The sequence below is a fragment of the Lewinella sp. LCG006 genome (assembly GCF_040784935.1).
Lineage (GTDB): Bacteria > Bacteroidota > Bacteroidia > Chitinophagales > Saprospiraceae > Lewinella.
In genome coordinates this window covers 4,081,547-4,105,264 of sequence record NZ_CP160680.1, presented here as the reverse complement: position 1 = coordinate 4,105,264, position 23,718 = coordinate 4,081,547, and the positions used below count along the sequence as shown (strand labels likewise).

Genomic DNA, 23,718 nt, shown 5'->3' with positions numbered 1-23,718 from the left:
TCACAAAGGCAAGCCTCGCTCACTACCACATCATGATCCAGCGCCAACCCAAGTCGGTGCTGTTCATCGCGCGGTACATTTCGTCTCCTTTCCAGTCCAGCTGGCCGCCTTCGTTGCTACTGGTATCACTATCTGTGGCGAAGAAGGTCTCTTCACTATCATAGCTTAAAGGCTCGCGGCCTTCTTTTACCAATAAGTCGCTGATGGCCATGACCTCGTTGCTGAGTCGCTGAGCAAATTGAACATTGATTTGCTGCATGGCCAGGCTGAGTCGATCAGCTTCTGCTACCTGCGAATCGGAGGGCTTGCCGGGGTACTGGCTCACCTTCATGTAGAGGTTGGAGATGCGCTCACGGATTTGTTCTCCTTCGTCAACGTAGAAGTCACCTTCCAGCGCTACTAGCGTCCCCATGGTGGTACGGATATCTTTTGCCAAGCGATCTACCGCCAGTTGTCGCTTCTTTTTCAAGCCCTTCAAGTTATCCAATTGCCCTGAAAGCTGGTCGTATACCTGATAGATATAAGCCAATTCTTCGCTCAGATCATAAAGTTGCTGGGTGACCTTACGCTGCAAAGCACGTTCTTCAGGCGTATAAGGCGCATCAGGATCATAGGCCAGGGTAAAGCTGGAAGTATAGGTATCCTTGCCTTTGATGAGTTTCACTTCGTATTCACCGGCTTCCAGGTTGGGGCCGAAGATAGAGCCAAAAAGGGCTGACCGGTTGCGAGTGGGGGCTGATTTTGGTGGGGGCAAGCTCGTAGGCATTCGCACCACATTGATCCCCGCAGACTTTCCTGCTTGAATTTCCTTGATCTTTTCCCCGTCCTTGTAAATTTCGATGTACATCTTACCAAAAGTATGGCGCTTTTGGTTGTAGTAGATCACCGGTGCTGCCGTACTGGGGTTACCCGCCACAAAATTGCCAGAGCCGCCAAACCAGCTGCCTCCAGCTCCAGGGTCACTTAATATCGTAGGAGGTGTGTCAAAAAAAGCGACCTTCTCTTCCAGCATCTCTGCGGTAATTTGTCGTAGCGGGCTCAGGTCGTCAATGAGGATAATCCCCCGACCGTGGGTAGCCATCACCAGCGCATTGTCTCGTGGATGGATCACCATAGCGCGTACGCCTACTTTAGGCATATTGTTCGTAAAACGGGCCCAGGTAGTTCCTTCATCAAGGGAAATATACAGTCCGAATTCTGTCCCCAGAAAAAGGAGATTGGGTTGTACCAAATCCTGGCGCACACTCAGGGCGTAGCCTTCTACCTCTTCCGTATTGGCCAGACGCGTCCAGGTAGCCCCCATATCCGTGGTTTTGTAGAGGTAAGTCGTCATATCGCCCATACGGTGGTGGTCGAAGGTCACGAAAGCCGTACGCGCGTCGTGAGGGCTAGGTTCCACGAAAGTGACCCAAGTAGCCGCTGGCAGATCGGGGACATTGGCGGTGACATTGCGCCAAGTCTGACCACCGTCACTGGTGACTTGCAGGTTGCCATCATCGGTGCCTACCCAGATGGTCTGCTCGGCAACGGGTGATTCTGCGATGGTATAGATCGTACAATTATTTTCGGCGGTAGAGTTATCGATACTCAGGCCACCGGAAGCGTACTGTTGTTGTTTATTTGGATCGTCGGTTGTAAGGTCCGGTGAGATACGCTCCCAGCTTTCGCCCATGTCTTCGCTGCGGTAGAGGTACTGGCTGGCAAAGTACATCCGCTCCGGGCGCAAGGTACTGAGATGTACGGGAGAGTTCCAGTTGTAGCGTAGCTCCTCCTCGCCAGTGCCACGATAAGGGGCGATGGATTTGGCTTGGCCCGTTTTCTTATTGTAGCGAACAAGGTTGCCTCCTTGGTATTCCGCAAAGATAATGTCTTCTTTTACCGGATGGCGGAAGGCATAGAAACCATCACCACCATAAACGTTAGTCCAATCGTTGTTGCCAATGCCTCCGGCTCGGCGCGAAGGACCCATCCAGGAGCCATTGTCTTGCAGACCGCCGTAGACGTTGAAGGGCTTTTCGTTATCGACACTTACGTGGTAAAATTGAGAAACCGGCAGGTTCATCCACATCTTGGTCGTCCGACCGCGATCAATGCTTTCGTAAATGCCCCCATCGGTAGCTATCAGTAAGTGCTTGGGATTGGTAGGATCAATCCAGATATCATGAATATCGGAGTGGACGCTATTGCCTATCATCCGAAATACCTCCCCACGATTTTCGCTGATAATTCCCTGGAAACCACATTTGGCGACGATGCTGTCATTGGTAGGATCTACGGTCATGTTACTAAAATAGAAAGGCCGTACGGTGGTATTAAAATCATTGCTGACCATCTTCCAGTTGGCACCAGCATCGGTACTGAGGTACAATCCCTTTTTATCCGCGCTTTTACACTCTACCGAAAGGTAAACCACATCACCATTGGTAGGCGCTACGGCGATGGCCATCCGCCCCAGTTTTTCGTCGGGCAGACCATTTTGGATTTTCGACCAGTTGCGACCACCATCGGTACTTTTGTAAACACCGCTTCCACCGGTAAAACCGGAATCAAAAGACCAGGGGTAACGTCGGAAGCTCCAAGTGGTAGCATAAACGACTTCAGGGTTCTGAGGATCAAAATCCAGGTCAGAAGCTCCCGTATTTTCGTCGATGTAGAGTACTTTTTCCCACGTTTTGCCGCCGTCAGTCGTTTTGAAAACACCACGTTCTTCGTTGGCATCCCACAGGTGGCCGAGGGCTGCTACGTAAGCGGTATTAGGGTCTTTGGGATGGACAATAATATCGGAGATACGCTCGGTGTCATCCAGCCCGATGGCCTCCCAGCTACTACCGCCGTTGGTACTTTTGTAGATACCAGTACCCACGGAGACACTGTTGCGCGTCCACTGTTCGCCCGTGCCAACGTAGACCGTTTCTGGTTCGCTAGGCGCGATGGCGATCTTGCCAATGGACTGGGTATGCTCATCAAATATTGGGCGGAGAACGGTACCTCCAGTGACGGTTTTCCATACACCTCCACCAGCGGCGCCAATGTAGATAATGGTGGGATCATTAGGGTGTACCGCAATGCTACTCACCCGCCCACTCATCACGGCAGGACCAATCTGTCGGGCACGTAGGCCATCGAGCAAGGTGGAGCTGGTGGTGACTTGGCTGTCCTGAGCTTGTGCTTGTTGGAAAAACAAAAGACTTAAAAGAAGTATACAGGAAGTAAAAAGAATTCGCATGATGGATATTTTTCAATTTAAACCAACACTGGCCCTGACGACAGTTGCCGCAGGGCCAGTGAATTATATTGCTGGCAAGAAGGGCAATTATTTGCCTTTCGGATAAGCAAAGAGCGTTTCGTCCAACTCAGGATTCAGCTCTACCTTGGTCACCGTCATGGAAAACTGGGTAGCTCCACCCAATTTAGATTCGATGTAGGTTGGAATCATTAAACCTTCAAACTCCTGATAATCACTAAGGTAGTTTTCTACCGCCTGGCCTTTCATTTGTCCTTCAGAAAGGATCGTTTTTTGCATGATTGGCACCATGTACTCAGGGTCGAAATAATGGAACTCTTCTGAACCATCTTTTTTGGTTAATTTAACTTCGTAGGTCATCACCCCGTCTACCTCTGCTTCTCCGAGGAGCTCTACGGTGTGTCCTTTTTCCGCATAGTCGATGAAGTCATCTTCAAATTTTTCTTTGGTGAATTCACTGGCCATTTCAGCAGGCATTGGCTGGGCATCGGCACCTCCCATAAATGGGTTGATCCACCAAGCCGTTTCTCCATCATAAGCCTGGATCATCTGCTGGCCTTGGATATTGACTTCGATACGCTGCTTATTGGGCGGCACTTGCATGACTACACCGGGGAATTCCATTCCCATCTGCGCCATTTTGCCTTCCATCCGCATGGCAGTTAAGGCTTTCCAATTGTCCTTCCCTCCGATGTTCTCCAGGTAGGTAGCGATAATTTCATCAGCGGTGATATCCTCAACAGCTTTATTTTGGGCGTTGCCCATGAAAAATCCTAATGACAATGCGCAAAGCAAGAAAATGTGTTTCATTCTGGTTTTATTTTTACGAAAATGATTGTATTGAACCTGTTTGTTCGTAGCAATGATGCTTCACCATCCTGCGTACAGTCTATTAGTAACATCTGGTTCAAAAATATTACAACTGAAAGATGAGTATTGTGCAAGAAAAGTCAAAAAATATTCGATGAAAGTGGAGAGAGGGAGGATGAAGTTGTAAACTACTTTTTTGTTAATGAGCATGTTTACGCATAGAGAACTGTTGGCGATCCATCTTAGGGGGATTGTTCAAATCGAAATCATAAGCTTGACTTATCAAAAAGTAGGCCGCCTTCCATCTTTCAACGGCCGTTTTGTTTTGCCAGTAACTCAACTGGTGGCTGGCCTCTTTAAAGGTTTGCATCTTGAATTTCGTCCGATCTAGGCGGAAAGGGGCATTGCTCATGGCTATTACTCATTAGATTTGAGACGCATGTAAATATATTCAAATAAGCAGCTGAAATTAACCGAAGTCAGAGAAGGAAAAATAAAAAAAGATGGCTGTCTCACTAACCTTTTATTTTTTTTCAACGATAGTAGGGATAGAAGACATTCATAAAACGGATTACTTAAAACGCTATCCGTCTTTAAAAACCATGATCAAAGTAGATGGCCTACGGAAAACACAGCACCGAAGAGAACTTGCGACAGGGATGCCTGGCGGGTGATCGGCTGGCGCAAAAAGAACTTTACCGTCGCTATTACGGTAAACTTCTGGGGATTCCGATGCGCTATACCCGCGATAGGGAGGAAGCTACGGCCATCTTGAACCAGGCATTTCTGACCATTTTCAATGGACTCGTCAATTACCGGGAGGAAGGCTCCTTTCAGGGATGGATGTCTACAATTACGTTCAGAACGACCATGGATCACTTGCGTTATGAGCAGCGCTATCGGGAACGTATCCGTCTAGAAGCCAAGGATGTACCCATTATGAGAAGTAAAGCAGAAGAAAACCTGGCAGCTGAAGAGCTCATTCAGGTTATTCAGGGCTTACCGGATCATCTACGCGTTGTATTCAGTTTGTACGTGATCGAAGGATACAAACACGAGGAGATCACCCATTTATTGGGCATTACCCTCAGTACAAGTAAATGGAGACTAGCTAAAGCTCGCGAGACCTTACAGTCTTGGCTGGGGCAATTGTATAACCAAAAGGGCAGATCGGCATGAGTTTCGACTACAACAAATGGGAAGAGGAGCTTCGACCTAAAGTAGAAGCACACGAATTTGCCTTTGATGCCTCGGCTTGGGAGCAAATGGAAAAACTCCTGGGCGAAAGTGGTGGTACAATGGCGCCTAAAGATCAGCTACCACCAAAAAGCAGCCGCTGGTACGGATGGATATTCAAGGCTTTGATCTTTGCGATCATCGGTGTACTGTGTTGGTGGATGCTCCGGACGAACAACGAAAATGCGATCTCCCTGAGTAGCTTTAATGTAACCGAAGCCCTTACTACCACCCCCTCAACTAACCAAACAATCCCCGAAAATGCGCCCAATATCGTGGCGGCAGGAAGCACGACGAATCCCGATTTTCGTCAGTCACTTCCTGCCAAAACGATAAAAACAGAGAAAGCGACGCCCGAGACGATCACCCCCCTGCCTCCTTTAACAAAACAAGAAATCTCCCCCGAAGAAGAAGCTTCCATTGACCGTAGCTCGGCTTACCTTACACTTCCTCTGAAGAACGACACTGCGATACCTTTGCTTCCAAGTTCATTGGACGAGGAACTTCCGGCACCCTTTCTCAATAACTACAAACGAAAACGTGATCGGCGAACATTGTACCCCGATGTGATTGAGCGGTACTGATTCTTAGCAAAATTTATTCATTGAAAAACAATCATCATGCATCGTATGAAACACTTTCTCTATGCCTGCGGCTTTCTCTTTATGGGAATCATGGGTCAGGCCTTGAATGCCCAAGAGGCAGCAACCAGCCGATTAACGGTTGGTTTTGATGTAGGCTTTGTTTTTGACAACTATACAGACACGATAACAAAGGCATTAGATGCACACACCATCCAGCTACGATCAACCTATCGCCTCACACGTTGGCTAGGGATAGCCGCTCATTTGGGTTACGGTCGCGTGAGTGAGGCTGACAATTTCTTTTTAAACCCCACTATTCGCAGTTTGAATGGGCCCCTCACTTTAGTGAGAACAACTCAACGGATTCCCGCTGTAATAGGGCCAGAAATCAACATTCGAATCGGGCAGGGCGATTTGAGTGTAGCAGCACAATTTGGACTCCTCTACAACCAGTCAAAGGTCTTCCTGATTAATCCTATCGCAGAATACATTCTGAAATACGATCCTACCGTTGACTTTTACAAAAGTCTTTCCTTCTCCTACACTTATTGGCCGCAACAACGCTTCGGCGTTCGTATTGGCGTCCAATTACAGGACTGGCTACCGGGAAACTACTCGTCTTCAGAACTGAAGGCCAGCTCACAGCAAAAGTATCCTGACTTAAGTCCATTAATCAATGGCTTAGCAAGTCCTGGCACCACTGCCTTGGAGCTAAAGTTATTCCAGATAGGACTTACTTACCGTCTTTAGAGCTTGTTTATCTACACTACATTTAAAACGATAAATCATGAAATATTACCTCCTAGCATACACCTTAATGTTGTCAATATTGGCGAGTTCCTTAAACGGGCAAACCAGTACCCGTCCACAACTATGGGTGGAAGCAGCTAGTTCTTTTGGCTTCCTGGATATTGCCCCTTTCAAACTTGGCTTTGGAGGAAGCGCGCAGCTCAGTCTGGAAAAACCCATCAACACCAAGAGTTCCTTGGGTTTACAAGTGGGTTTTAGTAAGATGGGAAATTACAATCGGGTATACGGCGAAAACACTTACAGCATCCTTCCCAGTGGTTACCAATACGCTGAGCAAAACAACAAACTGCTGGCGATTGGCTTTTTGGACCTTGGCTTGCATTTTAAGCATCGCCAGCAGGAGGCATCAAGATGGTCATGGAGCATTGGCGTAAACGCTTCGTTACTTTTACTACCCATAGGGCAGCATTTCGAGCATTTTTATTTCAGCGTAGGAGAACCTGAAATCGGGGAAAACAGCTTCGTCCCTAGTTTAATTTCCGGAGAATCGACCACCGACATCCCTCTTAACATCGAAGATTTTGCCCGCTATGACCTTAGTGTGGAAGCAACCCTTTTTTATGAAATTACCAAGGGTTGTGCACTGAAGGCCTCTTTTCGGCAGGGCACAAGAAATCTGATTAAGCCCACGATAGCACCTCGTGGAGATGCACAACATTATCTAAACATGGTGGGGGTGGGCTTCAGTGTCCGCTTGCGTTAAGCATTAATGAAATTCAAATTATCAAAACAATGAACTACTCCTATTATCTCGGATTGATCTTCCTTTTCTTCAGTTTATCCTCTTGTGATCAGGAGAACTACCTGGATATCGAAACGAATTACGATACGACACCTTTACAAATAAAAGGTGCTTACCAAGGCCCCGACGAGGCTGACTTTGTGGACTTTGAGATCAATATCGGCAAGCTGGATGTAAATCATCAATACTTATATTGGGGGGCCGATGTATCCGAAGGCGAGCTGGGGCCGACGCTGATTGCTGGTGTCTACACCTCCGCCAATACATGGTATGGCTCCGTCAGATATTTCGGACTACAATTTTGGTCTGATCAATTGCCTGCTAATCGGCGCTGGACCAGCGCAGAACTGGAGCAGTTTTTTGCCCCAAGCAATGTTTTTGAGTTGGGCCAAGGGCCGGGGTTGGTAGATATTGCTTACCGATATCCAGGCGTTGAAAATACGGGTACTTTAGACGATATCTCTTCCAAATCCAGTTTCCTGGAAAGCCCTGCTGGTCAGTTGGTGATCACTAAGGTGGAAGAATATCAATTTACGGGAATAAGATTAGCCCAAAACAGCCCCCCTACATATGATGGCAAGCTGGTCTCTTGCTTGATCAATGCAGAAGTTGGGCTAAACCGTAATACGCCCACTCAAGGAAACACAGTATCGCTGGTCACGGATGAAGTATTAACACTACGAAATGTGGAAGTGACCTTTTTTGTGAGTTATTGACAAATGTGGTTAAAACAAAAAAACCGCTGCCATTGGCAGCGGTTTTTTTGTGGTCCTAATCAGCTAAGCTGAATTAGTTGTCTTCTTCTGGTTCACGACCACCATCGAGGTGATCCTGGTAAGCTACGAGTTCGTCCCAGTTGCCATCGGCAGCGAGGCGAGCTTGCTTAGCCCAAGTGGTAGGCTGGTGCATACGGTAACGAGGACCAGCTTCGTCGAGGATGGCTTGAACTTGCTCCGTAGGGGCATTGGCCAATTCTTCCCAAGTGGTGATACCTGCGTCGTGTAGCAGGCCTTCGATTTTTGGACCGATACCTTCTACCATCTTCAGATCATCTTGCTTGATGCTCTTACCGTTGGGTAGATCGATTTTTTCAGCTTTTGCTGCTGGAGCTGCTTTGGGTGCGGCAGGCGCAGGAGCCTCAGCGGCTACTGAACGTGCAGCAGGAGCCGCCTCTTTCTTAGGAGCTGCTGCTTTCTTGGCTGGAGCGGCAGGCGCAACAGCAACGGCATCAGCAGGAACGATGCTTACGTAGGTACGGTTGGAACGACGCTTACGGAAAGCGACGGTACCGTCAACTTTGGCGTGGATCGTGAAATCCTTACCCATGTATACGTTTTCACCAGGATGGTACTTGGTACCACGCTGACGAATAATGATGTTGCCAGCAGTTGCAGCTTGACCACCGAAAAGCTTTACGCCTAATCGTTTACTTTCGCTATCGCGGCCGTTGTCGGTACTACCTACACCTTTTTTATGAGCCATGGTTTATTGCTTTTTTGATGAAAAATGATGCAACCGATATTAACCGGCGATGCTGTCAATTTTGATTTTGGTAAAATGCTGGCGGTGACCATTCTTCACGCGGTATCCTTTACGGCGCTTCTTCTTGAATACGATCACTTTGTCGCCTTTTTGGTGGCCTAATACCGTAGCATTAACCTTGGCGCTCAAAACCGGCGTGCCAATCGAGGTTTTTCCGTCGTTGTTGATCATTAATACCTGATCAAACGACATCTTATCACCCTCGGTTGCTTCTAGCTGGTGGACGAAGATCTCCTGACCTTCCTCTACTTTGAACTGTTGACCAGCTATTGTTACGATTGCGAACATTAGTAGTTGTTTGTTTGAATAAATTCCTAACGGGCTGCAAAGATAAAACTTACTTTGAAATTTTCAGTGTTTTGATTGCTTTTTTTCTTCGTAAAGTAGGTCGCAGAAGCTAGATAGACAGGATACTTACCCGGTATGCTCTCCAACTCTCCTCCACCTTCGATTGTTTGCATAATAAAACTCGAAGATGGGTACAAAGCTTTTTTTCAGCCTGGTGTTATTGCTTGCGGCCAGCTCGGTACTGGAAGGCCAAGACAAGCAGGAACAGGAACTTAGAATAGCATCGGAAGCAGCCCCTAAAGCAGCAAGAGCATGGTTATCTCTCGTTTTTGGCGATAACAACCGGATAAAATGGTATGCCGAAACCACCTCCGGGCGGCAGAGCATAGAAGCAAAGTTCAAACACCAACGCAGGCACTTCAGTGTAGAATTTTCTCCAACGGGCGAATTGGAGGACGTTGAAAGCGTACTTAAACTGCGGCAAATCCCTGACAGCACCCGTCGGCAACTAATTTATACCTTTAAAACGCTGCCCAAATTCAAGCTGAACCGTATTCAGGAACAATGGCAAGGAAGTACAGAGGGGATTAGATCAGCCCTACAAGGGCGCTTTTCAAGAGAAGTGCTGGTACAATACGAAATAGAATTCAGCGCAAAGATGAAAGGCATCTACGGCATCTGGGAGGGCACCTTTAGTAAAAATGGTGAGCTCTTGACCTACCGCCAAATTGTTCTACGGCCAACGACAAATCTGAATTACTGATGCGCAAATGTTTCCTTCTTTTGCTCATCCTGGGAGCGCTGCCCCTGGCGGGACAGACGCCGATAGAGATGGGCTGGCTACCAGAATTGACCGTGAGTTATTCCCTAAACGAGCAATGGAAGTTCAGCGCGCAGCTGGAATCTATGCAGCGCGGCTGGCGGCGAACCAGCGACGGCCTAACTGTCGATTACGACTACGTTCGTACCGATCTGACGATGGTGGCCAACTATCGCTTTCGACCTCTTGCCAGTGCAGGAGCTGGTTACCTCCTGAGATTTTCTGATGGAGAACTGATCCATCGCACCTTACAACAAGTTGCCTTGGTGCGACGCTTGCCCCATGGTCGAATTGGCCACCGCTGGCGGACGGATCAAACCTATCAGACGGAAGAAACTACCCGCTACCGACTGCGTTACCGCTTTTCATGGGAGACCGCCTTGCGGGGCCAGCGGGTTGATGACCAGGAGTTTTACCTCATTGCCTCATGGGAATTGCTGGGTAGCAAACAAGCACGCGACTTCGGTCTGGAAAATCGCCTAACCGGTGGCTTGGGCTACAATATAAATAATCAGCAGCAACTAGAACTGGGAATAGACCACCGCTGGGATCGACTGTTTGAAAACACTTCCCGGCATCGCATCTGGTGGACGATCGGGTATTTTATTGATATTTAATTCTCCAAGGCTATAATATTGAGTGGGCTTCGCTTGGGGCTGATCGTACCAGTGCGATCGTACGATTCAGCGCAGTGCCCAATCGTACCAATACGATCATACGATCAGCTCAGCACCCAATCGTACCAATACGATCATACGATTCAGCACCAAGGTCGCCCCGAGAAGAGATGGACCCGCCCAACCAGATACCCCGCAGCAGCGATAGCAGCGGTACCGACCAAGGGGAGGTAAGAGCGAATAGCGCGGTGGCACAGCCAGCTGCCCAAAAACACATTGCTTTTTTAGAAAACATTAACGTTCTTTGTGTGTTCCAAACACCAATAAGCTGCGTCTTAAGGGCGTTAACCTTGCGGAATAAACAAGCCAAAATAACTATGATTAAACAACTGATATTTGCCAGCCTCGCTTTATTGTTCACGGTGAGTACTTATGCTCAGGATTACACTAAAGCAGAAGACTCGGACCCAGAGGCGCGTAAGATCTTGAACCAGGTACGGCAAAAATACGAGGCCTATTCTTCCATTGAAGCCAACTTCGCCCTTGATATTGAATTCCCCGAACAGCCTAAAGAGACCCAACAGGGCAAACTAGCTCGTAGCGGTGAGAAGTACCGTGTAGAGTTTGGTGGTCAAGAGGTCTTTTCCGACGGCAGTGCCTTGTACCTTGTTTTACACAACAATGAGTCGGTACAGATCAACAACATGCCTGCTCCTGGAGAAGACACCGGGCTACTTTCGCCGCAGTCGATCTTTAATTTCTATGACAATGGTGATTTTGTTTACAGCCTGATCGATACCCGTACGGAAAACGGCAAGGTGGTACACATCATTGAGTTTAAACCCACTGATCGTAGCAGTGAATATGCCAAATTGCGAATGCTCGTAGCGCGCGACAGTAAAGAGATTGTAGAGGTAAAAGCGTTTGCCAAAGACGGTAGCCGCTACACTTTTCAGTTGAAAAACGTGACCCCCAACAAGCAATTTGCCGCAGGGTACTTTGGTTTCAACAAAAGTAAATACCCCAACTACTACGTCGAGGACTTACGTGATTAAGCTTTGATCACTTATCTTTGTTGGGTACCAACAAACAACATCCCGAATCCTGTTGATACAGTTTTCGGGATGTTTTATTTTATCAACTTATGGCCTGGAAATCATTTCTGACCCGCCCCTTCGCCAACCTCATTGCCAAAAACATCGACCAATGGTCGGCAGCCCCCCTAGCCGCTCAAGAGGCCGTTTTTAGTGAGCTTATGCGCGGAGTGGCCCAGACCCGCTTCGGGCGTGATCATCAGCTGACGGCAACCACCAGTTACGAAGCCTTTCGTGAGCAGGTTCCGCTCAGGGATTATGAAGAACTGAAGCCCTATATTGAATACATCAAGCAGGGCGAGCAAAATGTATTGTGGCCCGGGCGTCCGGCTTATTTTGCCAAAACCAGCGGTACTACCTCGGGGGTGAAGTACATTCCCCTGACCAAAGACAGCTTGCCCAACCACTTTGGTACCGCTCGCAATGCATTGTTCAATTACTACGCCCGTACGGGGAAAGGGAAATGGATGGACGGCAAAATGATCTTCCTCTCGGGTAGTCCGGAGTTGGAAGAAGTAGGAGGTATTAAAACCGGCCGCTTGTCTGGAATTGTCAACCACCAGGTGCCAGCCTGGTTGCGCACCAATCAACTGCCTTCCTACAGCACCAACATCATCGAGGATTGGGAAAGTAAGCTGGAGCGGATCGTAGCCGAAACCCTGCCCGCAGACATGCGCCTGATCAGCGGCATACCGCCCTGGGTGCAGATGTACTACGAGCGGCTGCTGGAAAAAACCGGCAAGAAATACATCAAGGATATTTTCCCCAACTATGAGGTTTTCGTCTACGGTGGTGTCAATTTCGAACCGTACCGGGGAGCACTGGAACAACTAGTAGGCAAACGCCTCGACAGCGTGGAAACCTATCCAGCTAGCGAAGGGTTTATTGCTTTTCAGGATAGCCAAACGGAGCCGGGCTTATTGTTGAACGTTGCCAGCGGGATTTTCTTCGAGTTCGTCCCAGCGGAAGAAATCTTCCACGAAAATCCTACCCGGATTTCCCTCGCAGACGTAGAGCTGGGTGTTAATTACGCCATTATCATCAACAACAACGCCGGCCTCTGGGGCTACAACATTGGTGACACGGTAGCATTTGTGAGCAAAACGCCATACCGCCTCAAAGTTACGGGCCGGATCAAGCACTTCATTTCTGCCTTTGGCGAGCATGTGATTGGCAAGGAAGTGGAAACAGCGATGCAAGAAGTGACCAAAGAAACAGAGGTACGCATCACCGAGTTTACCGTTGCCCCACAGGTGAATCCTCCCGAAGGTGGCCTCCCCTACCACGAATGGCTGGTAGAATTCGAGCAACCGCCCGCGGATCTGGCCGAGTTCACCCGCAAGCTCAACGCTGCGATGGTCGACCAAAATATTTACTACCAGGATTTGATTGCCGGGGGAATCTTGCGGCCCCTCGTAGTAAGGCCACTCCCCAAAGATGCTTTCCGCAACTATATGAAAACCCAAGGCAAACTAGGAGGGCAGAATAAGGTGCCTCGCTTGAGCAATGATCGGACGATTGCGGATTTTTGGATGGTTGATGGTTGATCGTTGGATGGTTTGTTTGTTGGGGTGTCCAACTTTTACACCAATAAAACCGACTTTTCTTAACTTTGTCGTTTTCAAAAACAGGACACACTATGCGTAAGTTATTCATCCTTTTGAGTCTATTGCTCCTGGTTACTGGTAGCTGGTGCCAATCGGCAGAGGAACGTGCGCAGACGGCTTTTCAGCAATTGGATGCCCAGCGCTATCCGCAAGCGATCAGTGCTTACGAACAACTACTGGAAGAAGGGTATGCCTCGGCAAGCCTACATTACAACCTCGGCTTGGCGTACTACCGTACGGAAAAACTAGGGCCAGCGATCCTGCAAATGGAAAAGGCCAAAAAGCTCGCCCCTTACGATAAAGAAATTCGCAAAAACCTGGATTTATTGCGCAATGAGCAGGAAGACGGGCTACTGCCTCTGCCTACCTTCTTTCTGTACGACTGGTGGCACCGGATAGCCGCCAGACTGCAACCCGACACTTGGGGTGTGTTGGCCATCTTTTTCACCTTTATCGGCATAGGCATATTGATGAATTGGTTGTGGTTTCGCAACGGGGCCGGCACGCCAGCCTGGTACCCTACCAAGCGAGCGGCACAACTTCCCTTCTACGGCGCAACGCTGATCCTGCTGGCCATCCTCTTTATCTTCTTTGCCAACAGTAGAACCAAAGCTCTGGCACGCGCCGATCAGGCCGTTATCCTGCCCAAAAAAGTAGAAGTAAGAATTGCACCAGGCGAAGACACGGAAGTAGACTTTGAGGTACACCAAGGCCTCCGTGTGCGCTTGCTCGATGACTTCGAAGGTTGGCGCAAGGTAGAACTCGTTGATGGTCGCACAGGCTGGGTGTTGAAAGATGCGGTGGGGGTAATTTAGAATGGTTGATGGTTGTTTGTTGATGGTTTGATGGTTGATGCCTTCGTTCCTCGGCGGGAGGTAGGCTCTCCCGGTGGGTGGAAGACCGAAATTCGTTGCGCTTCATGTGCTGCCTTACGGATTGGTTTTGTACTCAGGTTCCAATTTCAATCTAATAAAAGCGGACCATCGTGCAGCTTCATTACCAAACTAAGCTACAAGACTTGTCCTGCTGGTCACAACCTCAGGACAGTCTGCTTACGGGCCACGGCCCGCCCATATCCTCCGCTTGGGCGGAGGTGGCCCGCCAGGGTCGGAGGTGGGCTACTCGACTGGCGGGGGTGAGATACCATGAGGAAATGTAGCCCAAAGCACAGGAACAAGAAAGAGAAAAAATATGCAAGATCAACTTACCCATTTCTACCTCGATCAAGAAGAGCCGCTGCGGGGTACATTACTAGCGCTGCACGATTACATTATGGCTTTCGATACCGAAATACGGGCGGCCTGGAAGTGGAATACTCCTTTTTTCACTTATTGTGGTAAAAATCTCTGTTACTTGTGGATGGACAAAAAGACGGGTTATCCTTACATCGGGTTTATTGACGGGCACAAAATTGATCATCCGATGCTCCTGAGTGGAGATCGCAAACAGATCAAGATTTTACTTATTCATCCAGAGGAGGATTTTCCGCAGGAAGCAATGGAAGCGATTTTTGCGGAGGCCTTGAAAATTTGTGTGGACCAGAGAAAATAAAAAATCTCATATGTCTTATATGGTAAAACCCTTACTTGCCAATTTTTTCCAAAATAAAAACGACTAATCAACCAATTCCTCCTCCATGAAACCAACTCCCCAAACACCCCTCACTTTCCCCTGCGGGGCCGTAATGAAAAACCGGTTCATGCTGGCCCCGATGACCAATACCCAGAGTTTTGAAGACGGCCGCCTCTCCGAAGAGGAATATCACTGGCTGACCATGAGAGCCGAGGGGCAGTTTGGTCTGGTGATGACCTGTGCATCGCACGTTCAGGAAGTTGGCAAAGGATTTCCCGGACAATTGGGGATTTTCAGTGACCTGCACCTTGCCGGGCATCAACGACTAAGTGCAGGCATAAAAGCATACGGCAGCCTCGCGGTCATCCAATTGCACCACGCGGGGATGCGATCTCCAGCGGATTTGATCGGGCAGGCCCCGGTTTGTCCTTCCGACCTTGAAAAATACGGTGCTCGTGGATTGTCACTGCCAGAGGTACAACAGTTACGAGACGACTTCATCACCGCCGCCGTACGCGCCAAAAATAGCGGCTACGATGGCGCAGAAGTACACGGTGCCCACGGCTATATCCTGACCCAGTTTTTGAGTGCTGAAATCAATCATCGGACGGATGAATACGGTGGAGATTTGGCGAATAGAGCGCGCCTGCTCTTCGAAATCGTCAATGGCATCAGAGCGGCTTGCGGCCCCGAATTCCTCCTGGGTGTACGGCTTTCGCCAGAACGCTTTGGTATGGATTTGCTAGAAGTAAAGAAGATCTGCCAGCAACTAATCGACGAAGGACAAATCGACTTCCTCGATATTTCTTTATGGGACAGTTTCAAGCTCCCCCACGAGGAACACTATCAGGATAAATCATTGCTCGCCCACTTTGCTGAGCTCGATTTCAAGCAGGTCTTGTGGACGGTAGCGGGGAAAATCAGCACAGGAAAAGACGTACGTGAAATCCTGGACGCTGGCGTCGACTTCGTTTCCATCGGCCGCTCGGCCATCCTCCACCATGACTTTCCCGCGAAGGTGAAGGAAGACCCTGGCTTTATCCCCACGGAGACGCCCGTCTCCAAAGCGTATTTGCGCAAGGAAGGGCTGGGGGAGAAATTTATCGGGTATATGGAGGGGTGGCAGGGGTTTGTGGGGGAATAAAACAAAAAGCCCGCTTCCCCATCACAGGAAGCAGGCTTTTTGTTTAGTAGTGACTATTAAGTCTTACCCACCGAAATCATCGAAAGCGATGTTTTCTTCGGGCACACCCAACTCATCGAGGGCTTTGATCACCGAAGCGTTCATCAGTGGAGGACCACAGAAGTAGTACTCGATTTCTTCTGGCTCGGGGTGCTTGGTCAGGTATTGCTCCATCACTACGGGCATGATGAAACCTTTGAAACCATCGCCTGGTGATTCGGTATCTTCCTTTACTTGCCAGTTGTCTTCGGGCAGTGGGTTATCCAGTGCTACGTAGAAACGGAAGTTAGGGAATTCTTTTTCGATTTCGCGGAACTGCTCGATGTAGAACAACTCGCGCTTGGTACGGCCACCATACCAGAAAGACACCTTACGGTCGGTCGTCTTCAGAGTGTGGAAGAGGTGGAAGAGGTGCGAACGCAAAGGCGCCATACCGGCACCACCGCCGATGTAAACCATTTCCTTTTTGGTCGGCTTGATGAAGAATTCACCGTAAGGACCAGAGATCGTTACTTTGTCACCTGGCTTCTGATCGAATACGTAGGAAGAACATACCCCGGGGTTAACATTCATCCAGCCATTGGTGGCACGGTCGAATGGAGGGGTAGCAATCCGGATGTTCAACATGATGATGTCTCCTTCCGCAGGGTGGTTGGCCATAGAGTAGGCGCGGAACTGCTCTTCGTCGTTGACCATCTTAAGGTCCCACAACTTGAAGTTGTCCCACTCCGATTGGAATTTATTAGGATCATCACCGTGGTGCTCAGGGTGAGCGGTGATGTCGAAATTCTTGTATTCTACGGTTACCTTGGGTACGTCGATCTGAATATAACCACCAGATTGGAAATCCATTTCCTCGCCTTCCGGCAGACGAACAACAAACTCCTTGATGAAAGAAGCTACGTTGTAGTTGGATACGACCGTACACTCAAATTTCTTGATGCCGAAGATTTCTTCAGGAATGCGGATACGCATATCCTGGCGAACCTTCACCTGGCAAGAAAGGCGCTTATTTTCGGCAGCTTCCTTACGGGTAAGGTGGTTCATTTCGGTAGGGAGCACATCTCCACCACCAGCATCTACATGGCACTCACACATGGCACAAGTACCACCGCCCCCACAAGCAGAAGGCAAGAAGATGCTCTTCTCAGACAGTGCACCCAATAGTGTGCCACCTGGCTGTACCATCAGCGGATTGTCTTCATCGCCATTCACGATGATCTTTACCTCGCCCTGTGGTACCAGGCGCTTACGTGCTGCGATCAGCATGAAAGACAGGAGCAGAATGATTGCTGTAAAAAGAATAACCGCTGCAAATATCGTATTCATCAGATATAAATTGTCAGTTCACTAAATATGCCTATCCTTACTTAGGACCAGCAAATACTGCGGGGTCGATCCCCATCAGACTCATAAATGCGATCCCCATTAATCCGGTCAGGATGAAGGCCATTCCCAGTCCGCGAAGAGCAGGTGGTACATCAGAGTAACGGATTTTTTCGCGAATCGCTGCAATGGCAATAATTGCCAGGAACCAGCCAAAGCCACCTCCCAAACCGAAGGCGATAGAATTGCTCAGGTTATACTCCCGTGATACCATAAAGAGGGAACCACCAAGGATGGCACAGTTTACCGTAATCAGCGGAAGGAAAATCCCCAGAGCAGAATAAAGCGCGGGAGAAACCTTCTCCACCACCATTTCTACCAGCTGTACCATAGAGGCAATCACCGCAATAAAGAGAATAAAACGCAAGAAGGTCAAATCCTGACCAAAAAGGCCATTTTCACTCAACAGGTACTCATTGATCAACCAGTTGATCGGCATGGTTACCCCCAGTACGAAGATAACGGCAAGTCCCAGACCAAAAGCAGTGTTCACTGACTTAGAAACCGCCAGGTAAGAACACATACCCAGGAAGTAGGCCAATACCATGTTTTCGATAAAGGCCGACTTGATGAAGATATTCATAAATTCTCCCATGAGAACATAAATTTTAAAAGTGGAAGTTTTGTTCTGCTCGTTTCCCATTTTTACACAAATAGGAAAAAAGCAATCGCATCACTAAACTTTGTGAATTAAGATACGTCGACCAGCTTCGTATTGTAACTGCGCTGGATCCAAATCATGATCCCGATGATAAACATCGCCGCCGCTGGTAATACCATCAGGTTATTGTTGGTATACCAACCAAACCAGCTACCGATACCAGACTCGGCAGCCGTATTGATCAAATATTCTACGTTACCTGCATTGGCGCCGATCAGTTTCATTTCGATGGGGCTACCCGCAAAGAGCGTGCCTTTACCGAAAATTTCCCGTACCACACCTACCGCAATCAGGATAGCACCGTAGCCGATACCGTTACCGATACCATCTACGAAAGAGCGCCACGGCTTGTTGGCCATTGCGAACGCTTCCAGACGACCCATTACGATACAGTTCGTAATGATCAGTCCGATGTATACCGAAAGCTGCTTGTAAACAGGATAGTTGAAGTACTTCAGTGCCATCTCTACAAAGGTCACCAGGGTAGCAATGATTACCAACTGCACAATCATACGCACCGGCTTAGGGATCGCATTACGCAGTAAGGAGGTAAACAAGCTGGAGAATCCGGTTACAAAGATTACCGCAATCGACATGACTACCGATGGGTAAACCAGAGATGTTACTGCCAGGGCAGAACAAATCCCCAATACCTGTACGGTGATTGGGTTATTATCGTTGAGAGGATCGGTAATGAGCTTCTTTTCGACTTTGCCGAATAAAGGCTCTTTTACTTCTTCCACATTTTTCACCTCAGCCATTGTATCGCTTTTTGGTTGAATTGTTAATTTCTTGATTAATATAGGACTTACTGCTGGAGCATAGATTCCATGCTTCCTCCCTTGATTTTCTCAAGGTAAGGCAAGTACAAGGCAATACCCGTTTCTAGCATTTTATCCACTCCGTCTCCGGTTACGGTAGCACCAGAGATGCCATCTACTTCGTAGGTATCATCCTGCGCTCCTCCTTTGCGTACTTTAACCGAAACAAATTTTCCGTCACGGAAAATCTCTTTGCCCTTAAAGTTGGCCGAAAAGGTAGGATTGTCCTTGATTTCCGCACCCAGACCAGGGGTTTCCCCTTTGTGATCAAAAGAGGCACCAGCAATGGTATTCAGGTCGCTTTCCAGTGCAATATTGCCCCAGATTTCATCCCATAGTCCACTTCCACGTACGGAAAGGATGTAAAAATTCTTGCCTTCGTAGGCGTACTTGAACAAAGGGAGTACGCGCTCGCTCACATCCTTTTTCTTCTCCTTAGCCATGTCGATATCTTCGGCCATTACGCCGTCTACTTCCTGGCCCTCGGTATTGATAGCGGTCTGCTGCACTTTGTTCTGGAAGATCTCCAATACTTGGTCGTCGGTCAGGTCGTTTGCACCAACACCTTCGCCCATGCCTAGGTAATCGTTTACCGCAGCAAGGACTGCGCGCTTGTTGAAGATATCTTCGTTCTGATCAGCCTTGGCTTTGGTCACCTGACGAATACTTGCCAGCGAAAAGGCTACCAGTACCGTCATGATAAGGACAAAGATTAAAACGTAATTCGTGCTATTCTTATCCATTGTATTTTTTATTTATAACAATTCGGTAAAGCGACAAGATGGCCGCCTTACCGTCATATTGTTTTTTATTCTGCAGTTACAGTTGTGGCACTTGCTGGAGCTGCCTCTACTCGTGCTTTTGCCAACGCTACCTGCCGTTTAGCACGGCGTTTTACGTTAGCTTCGAACACATAGTGATCGATCAGCGGAGCGAAGACGTTCATGAAGAGAATCGCCAACATCCATCCTTCGGGATAAGCAGGGTTCAGGACACGAATAATCAGACCAATGAAGCCGATGAAGAATCCGTAAATCCATTTGCCCGTCGCCGTAGAAGCTGCGGTAACCGGATCAGTAGCCATAAACGCCATCGCGAAGAAGAAGCTACCCATATAGAAGTGGTAGTACCAAGGCACCGCCATAAATTTGAAAACACCAGCAGTCTCAGGTCCGAAAGTATCGGGTGCAATACCATTTACCATCAAACCACACAAGACAAAGCCTACTACTGCTGAAACCATGATACGCCAGTCTGCTACCTTTGTTAGTATAAGCATCAAAGCACCAATAAGTACCAATGGCTTAGACGTTTCACCAATAGAACCAGGGATATGTCCCCACCACATATCGCTTACCGAATAATGCTCGGTCACAGCTGCCCAACCACCTTTAGCAGCAAGGCCTAGCGGAGTAGCACCGGTGAAGCCATCTACAACAGCTTGCTTGCCCTCACCGAAAGTAGCCCAGCCAAAGGCACCGAAGATACTGTCAAGGATACCGTAAATACCACCGTATTCCTGGCCTGCATAAGCACCAGCACCTACTTTTTCTATACCAGCAATCCATACTTCATCACCAGAGATGTAAGTAGGGTAAGCAAAGAAAACGAACACACGTGCCAGTAAAGCAATGTTCAAGATGTTCATCCCCGTACCACCAAAAGCTTCTTTACCAATAACCACCGCAAAGATGATGGCAATAGAAAGAATCCATAATGGAATATCAGGAGGCATGATTAGCGGAATCAATGCACCAGAAACCAGGAACCCTTCTTCTACAGCGTGACCTTTCTTGGCAGCATAGTAAAATTCAACTCCCAGACCAACAAGGTGAGTAACCACAAAGATCGGGAGGATCTTTACCAGTCCGTAGAATATTTTAAGGTGAATGGCTTCAAAAGTACCGGTGTACATTCCCAAAGCATGGAAATGCTGGTTACCGATATTATAGGTGCCAAAAACGTAAAGGAGCTGGAGCGCTACGACCACGGTCACCATGGTGCGCTTCAAATCCATACCATCGCGAATATGTACTCCTTTAGCCGTAACTGTATTAGGAGTAAAAGCGAAGGTGAAAAAAGCGTCGTAAGCGGTGTGCAAAAGCGGCGACTTTGCCTTGTCCGGTTCGATGCGCTCGAAGAAATTGAGCAGTGCCTTTTTCATATTATCGAGTATACTGAGTTATTGTTAATCTTAATTCTTTAGCTTAATCTGATCTAGCCTTGCTCACGCATGGTTTCCAAGCCCTGGCGCAAAATCTGCTGGAGAGGCTGCTTGGATACACATACAAACTCGCAAAGTGCTACATCTTCTTCTACCAGCTCCAGGATACCGAGGCCTTCCATCCGCTCAATATCATTGACCAGAATTGACTTCATAATCTGCTGGGGGTAAACATCCATCGGCATCACCTGCTCGTAGGCATTGGTCACTACAAATGCACGCTTTTCACCGTGGGTATTGGTATCTGCTTCAAACTTCACCTTCGGGAAGAGGAAGTTGGGGAAAGTATTAGAAATGGTCGGCCGTGGGCTCAATGGCAATAACCAACCGAACATTTCGTAGTAATCTCCTTCCTTGATCACCGTCAATTGGTCATCATAGAAGTTGAGGTAACCATTAGGCGTCTTTTGCTCACCGGAGAGTACGTCGCCAGAAATATAGCGAACGTGATCCTGCTTGAGGTTGCCTTTGAGTAGTTCTCCTACATTGGCACCTGGATAAGTGCGTACATAATGAGGGATCTGCAGTTCTGCTCCTGCCAGGGCAACTACCCGTGAAGCATCAAAACGACCTTCCTGGAACAATTTACCCAAAGTAATTACTTCCTGAACACCCAATACCCAAACCACATCATTGCCACCAACTGGCGCAGTGTGATGGATTTGCACACCTACATTACCTACTGGGTGCTTGCCCTTGAAGTAACGCTTGGAAGCATTGCTTGCTTCCGTAAATGCTGCCGGAGGAGCCGTCTCACCACGACCATCAAGGCCCAAGTGTACCTGACCATCCGTCAACCGAGCCAAAACATCAATACCCGCCTGGAAAGCAGCTTCCTGGCCCGCTACTATTACCGCACTATCCGGCGCAAGAGGAGCAGAGTCAAAGGTACTTACGAAAATATCGCGTGGCGTAACTTCAGGATTAGGAATCGTATTATAAGGACGCTGGCGTAGCAAAGACCACCCACCGCTCTCTTTCATAAAGTTGAGGATCGTCTCGCGATCGGCCGTCTTATAGTCTGGCTGATTGAATGTACGGTACTCCTGCTTTTTGTCAGCCAGGATCACGATTTCCGTAATGGCACGCTTGGCCCCACGGTTCAATTCGATCACTTCGCCACTGACAGGCGTTACAAAAGCAACATCTGGCATTTGCTTGTCAAAGAAAATCTGGTCACCAGCTTTCACCGACGCACCTACTTCTACAGTCATCTTAGGAATTGGCTGCAGCCCCCGGAAGTTAGGGGGTTGTACCGCGTAGCGAGTTACACCGCTAGCTACTTTGACTGCACCGCTAGCTTCGCCTTCGAGCAGAATATCATGGCCTCGGCGCAAGATTGTTACGGGGGCATTGGCGGTATAATCCGCTACTTTACCACCAAAAAGATGCTTGAAACCGGGGATCAATGCCAGTCCGCCTTCTTCTACGTCGATATTGTTCTGCTTGGCTTCGATACCAATCAGATTGTCTGCGACGTTAATGAGCATACCGAAAAAGAGAATCACGGCAATACCCACCAGGGTATAAATAAAGATATTGGAACCGCTAGCTCCCTCAGTTTGGGCCGAAAGCTCGAATGCCATAAAAAGCGTACCTAAGGTCAGCACAGCTTTGTTGAGGATACTTTTCATTGTAATGTTTACCGTTTGTGTGGTCTGCTTAATTGCGCAAAAAACTCACTAAACGACTCAATACCAGTCACTTATGCAAGTATAGAGTCTTAAAACTCGACAAAGATATAAAGGTTCTTTGTTTTAATGACAATGGGTCAAATCCAAAGTTTGTAGATTAGGCTTATTTAGATCAAATCTAAATAACTATTGCCTTTTATACTGCTCCTTCCAGGTGTCAAAAGCGTATACTGCTATAATCGTATAAACCATCATTAACAGGGCAAACAATACGGCTCCGCGACTATAATACAGCCCAGCATAGGCCAAATCAATAACAATCCAGTAGGCCCAATTTTCCAATTGACGACGCACCAGCATTACCGTTGCCAACACCGAAAAAGTAGTTGTAAATGCATCCCAATAGGTCGCAGCAGCGTTGGTATTGCTGAACAGGTAGCCAAGTAGGCCGCCCGCAACAATCCCTACCGAAATATACAAAAGATGTGCTGTCGGCGTCATTCGACTGATGGGCATTGCCCCACCTTGCGCACTGCCTTTTTGCCAATTGTACCAGCCCCAAAACCCCATCACTACGTAAAAGATTTGAAGCAATACATCTGAATACAAGCCATATCCATACGAAGCATAGGCCCATAATGTACAACTGACAATCCCAAAAGGCCAACACCAGGGGTTGTTCTTCGCCGAAAGCACTACGTAGATCAAAGCTGTTATGGTTACGATCCAATCCAGCCAGCCAAGGGCCGCTATTTCCTGTACCAATTGGGTGAGCATCCGTCTATTTTCTGATCATAAAATAATGAACAAAAAGTAAACAGAAGTGTTCAATAGTAAAACTAT

The 23,718-nt window shown here is 48.2% G+C and carries 24 protein-coding genes; 12 read left to right on the top strand and 12 right to left on the bottom strand.

All coding sequences use genetic code 11. The features are described from left to right. Positions 1-22: 22 nt before the first annotated feature. From AB0L18_RS14800 to AB0L18_RS14790, 3 genes are all read right to left on the bottom strand, one after another. Complete coding sequence (locus AB0L18_RS14800; protein WP_367388081.1) at positions 23-3,226, bottom strand: WD40/YVTN/BNR-like repeat-containing protein; 3,204 nt, start codon at positions 3,224-3,226, stop codon at positions 23-25. A gap of 87 nt (positions 3,227-3,313) precedes the next feature. After that, on the bottom strand, positions 3,314-4,054 hold the full coding sequence (locus tag AB0L18_RS14795) for an outer membrane lipoprotein carrier protein LolA (RefSeq protein WP_367388080.1): 741 nt from the start codon (positions 4,052-4,054) through the stop codon (positions 3,314-3,316). Positions 4,055-4,253: 199 nt separating this feature from the next. Continuing rightward, positions 4,254-4,466, bottom strand: coding sequence for a hypothetical protein (locus AB0L18_RS14790; protein WP_367388079.1), 213 nt, complete (start codon positions 4,464-4,466; stop codon positions 4,254-4,256). Positions 4,467-4,669: 203 nt separating this feature from the next. Here AB0L18_RS14790 and AB0L18_RS14785 point away from each other — a divergent pair, with 203 nt between their 5' ends. From AB0L18_RS14785 to AB0L18_RS14765, 5 genes are read left to right on the top strand one after another with little or no spacing between them, the layout of a single operon-like run. After that, complete coding sequence (locus AB0L18_RS14785; RefSeq protein WP_367388078.1) at positions 4,670-5,233, top strand: RNA polymerase sigma factor; 564 nt, start codon at positions 4,670-4,672, stop codon at positions 5,231-5,233. Beyond that, positions 5,230-5,874, top strand: a complete 645-nt coding sequence (locus AB0L18_RS14780) for a hypothetical protein (protein ID WP_367388077.1) — start codon at positions 5,230-5,232, stop codon at positions 5,872-5,874. Before AB0L18_RS14785 ends, AB0L18_RS14780 begins: the two co-directional genes overlap by 4 nt. A 45-nt stretch (positions 5,875-5,919) precedes the next feature. Continuing rightward, positions 5,920-6,624, top strand: a complete 705-nt coding sequence (locus tag AB0L18_RS14775) for a hypothetical protein (RefSeq protein ID WP_367388076.1) — start codon at positions 5,920-5,922, stop codon at positions 6,622-6,624. 37 nt (positions 6,625-6,661) lie between these two features. Further along, positions 6,662-7,387: a hypothetical protein gene (locus AB0L18_RS14770; protein WP_367388075.1), complete on the top strand. Its 726-nt coding sequence runs from the start codon at positions 6,662-6,664 to the stop codon at positions 7,385-7,387. A gap of 29 nt (positions 7,388-7,416) precedes the next feature. Continuing rightward, a complete protein-coding gene (locus AB0L18_RS14765) occupies positions 7,417-8,142 on the top strand; it encodes a hypothetical protein (protein WP_367388074.1) in 726 nt (241 codons plus the stop codon). 73 nt (positions 8,143-8,215) lie between these two features. Here AB0L18_RS14765 and rpmA read toward each other — a convergent pair whose 3' ends face one another. Further along, positions 8,216-8,908 (bottom strand): 50S ribosomal protein L27, encoded by a 693-nt coding sequence (rpmA, locus tag AB0L18_RS14760; protein WP_367388073.1) that lies wholly within the window; start codon positions 8,906-8,908, stop codon positions 8,216-8,218. Between the two features lie 39 nt (positions 8,909-8,947). Continuing rightward, positions 8,948-9,256, bottom strand: a complete 309-nt coding sequence (gene rplU / locus AB0L18_RS14755) for a 50S ribosomal protein L21 (protein ID WP_367388072.1) — start codon at positions 9,254-9,256, stop codon at positions 8,948-8,950. A 187-nt stretch (positions 9,257-9,443) separates the two neighbouring features. Between rplU and AB0L18_RS14750 the strand changes: the two genes are divergently transcribed. The 7 genes from AB0L18_RS14750 to AB0L18_RS14720 all read left to right on the top strand — a co-directional run bounded on the left by AB0L18_RS14750 (position 9,444) and on the right by AB0L18_RS14720 (position 16,110). Beyond that, positions 9,444-10,019, top strand: coding sequence for a hypothetical protein (locus tag AB0L18_RS14750; RefSeq protein ID WP_367388071.1), 576 nt, complete (start codon positions 9,444-9,446; stop codon positions 10,017-10,019). Beyond that, positions 10,019-10,693, top strand: coding sequence for a DUF2490 domain-containing protein (locus tag AB0L18_RS14745; protein ID WP_367388070.1), 675 nt, complete (start codon positions 10,019-10,021; stop codon positions 10,691-10,693). The genes AB0L18_RS14750 and AB0L18_RS14745 overlap by 1 nt, the downstream gene beginning before the upstream one ends. 377 nt (positions 10,694-11,070) lie before the next feature. Continuing rightward, positions 11,071-11,748 (top strand): outer membrane lipoprotein carrier protein LolA, encoded by a 678-nt coding sequence (locus tag AB0L18_RS14740; RefSeq protein ID WP_367388069.1) that lies wholly within the window; start codon positions 11,071-11,073, stop codon positions 11,746-11,748. A gap of 89 nt (positions 11,749-11,837) precedes the next feature. After that, positions 11,838-13,334: a GH3 auxin-responsive promoter family protein gene (locus AB0L18_RS14735; protein WP_367388068.1), complete on the top strand. Its 1,497-nt coding sequence runs from the start codon at positions 11,838-11,840 to the stop codon at positions 13,332-13,334. A gap of 92 nt (positions 13,335-13,426) precedes the next feature. After that, positions 13,427-14,209: a tetratricopeptide repeat protein gene (locus tag AB0L18_RS14730; protein ID WP_367388067.1), complete on the top strand. Its 783-nt coding sequence runs from the start codon at positions 13,427-13,429 to the stop codon at positions 14,207-14,209. A 376-nt stretch (positions 14,210-14,585) separates the two neighbouring features. Continuing rightward, positions 14,586-14,945: a DUF1801 domain-containing protein gene (locus AB0L18_RS14725; protein ID WP_367388066.1), complete on the top strand. Its 360-nt coding sequence runs from the start codon at positions 14,586-14,588 to the stop codon at positions 14,943-14,945. Between the two features lie 85 nt (positions 14,946-15,030). Further along, positions 15,031-16,110 (top strand): NADH:flavin oxidoreductase, encoded by a 1,080-nt coding sequence (locus AB0L18_RS14720; protein WP_367388065.1) that lies wholly within the window; start codon positions 15,031-15,033, stop codon positions 16,108-16,110. A gap of 63 nt (positions 16,111-16,173) precedes the next feature. Here AB0L18_RS14720 and nqrF read toward each other — a convergent pair whose 3' ends face one another. The 7 genes from nqrF to pnuC all read right to left on the bottom strand — a co-directional run bounded on the left by nqrF (position 16,174) and on the right by pnuC (position 23,652). Continuing rightward, positions 16,174-17,478 (bottom strand): NADH:ubiquinone reductase (Na(+)-transporting) subunit F, encoded by a 1,305-nt coding sequence (gene nqrF, locus AB0L18_RS14715; protein WP_367388064.1) that lies wholly within the window; start codon positions 17,476-17,478, stop codon positions 16,174-16,176. 37 nt (positions 17,479-17,515) lie between these two features. Beyond that, a complete protein-coding gene (gene nqrE, locus AB0L18_RS14710) occupies positions 17,516-18,130 on the bottom strand; it encodes an NADH:ubiquinone reductase (Na(+)-transporting) subunit E (RefSeq protein ID WP_367388063.1) in 615 nt (204 codons plus the stop codon). A 95-nt stretch (positions 18,131-18,225) separates the two neighbouring features. Beyond that, on the bottom strand, positions 18,226-18,957 hold the full coding sequence (locus AB0L18_RS14705; protein WP_367388062.1) for an NADH:ubiquinone reductase (Na(+)-transporting) subunit D: 732 nt from the start codon (positions 18,955-18,957) through the stop codon (positions 18,226-18,228). A gap of 47 nt (positions 18,958-19,004) precedes the next feature. Continuing rightward, positions 19,005-19,760 (bottom strand): NADH:ubiquinone reductase (Na(+)-transporting) subunit C, encoded by a 756-nt coding sequence (gene nqrC / locus AB0L18_RS14700; protein WP_367388061.1) that lies wholly within the window; start codon positions 19,758-19,760, stop codon positions 19,005-19,007. Between the two features lie 65 nt (positions 19,761-19,825). Continuing rightward, a complete protein-coding gene (locus tag AB0L18_RS14695; RefSeq protein WP_367388060.1) occupies positions 19,826-21,181 on the bottom strand; it encodes an NADH:ubiquinone reductase (Na(+)-transporting) subunit B in 1,356 nt (451 codons plus the stop codon). 53 nt (positions 21,182-21,234) lie between these two features. Beyond that, positions 21,235-22,875 carry a Na(+)-translocating NADH-quinone reductase subunit A gene (locus AB0L18_RS14690; protein ID WP_367388059.1) on the bottom strand — a complete coding sequence of 547 codons (1,641 nt, stop codon included), beginning with the start codon at positions 22,873-22,875 and terminating at the stop codon, positions 21,235-21,237. Between the two features lie 186 nt (positions 22,876-23,061). Continuing rightward, positions 23,062-23,652, bottom strand: coding sequence for a nicotinamide riboside transporter PnuC (gene pnuC / locus AB0L18_RS14685; RefSeq protein ID WP_367388058.1), 591 nt, complete (start codon positions 23,650-23,652; stop codon positions 23,062-23,064). Between the last annotated feature and the right edge of the window lie 66 nt (positions 23,653-23,718).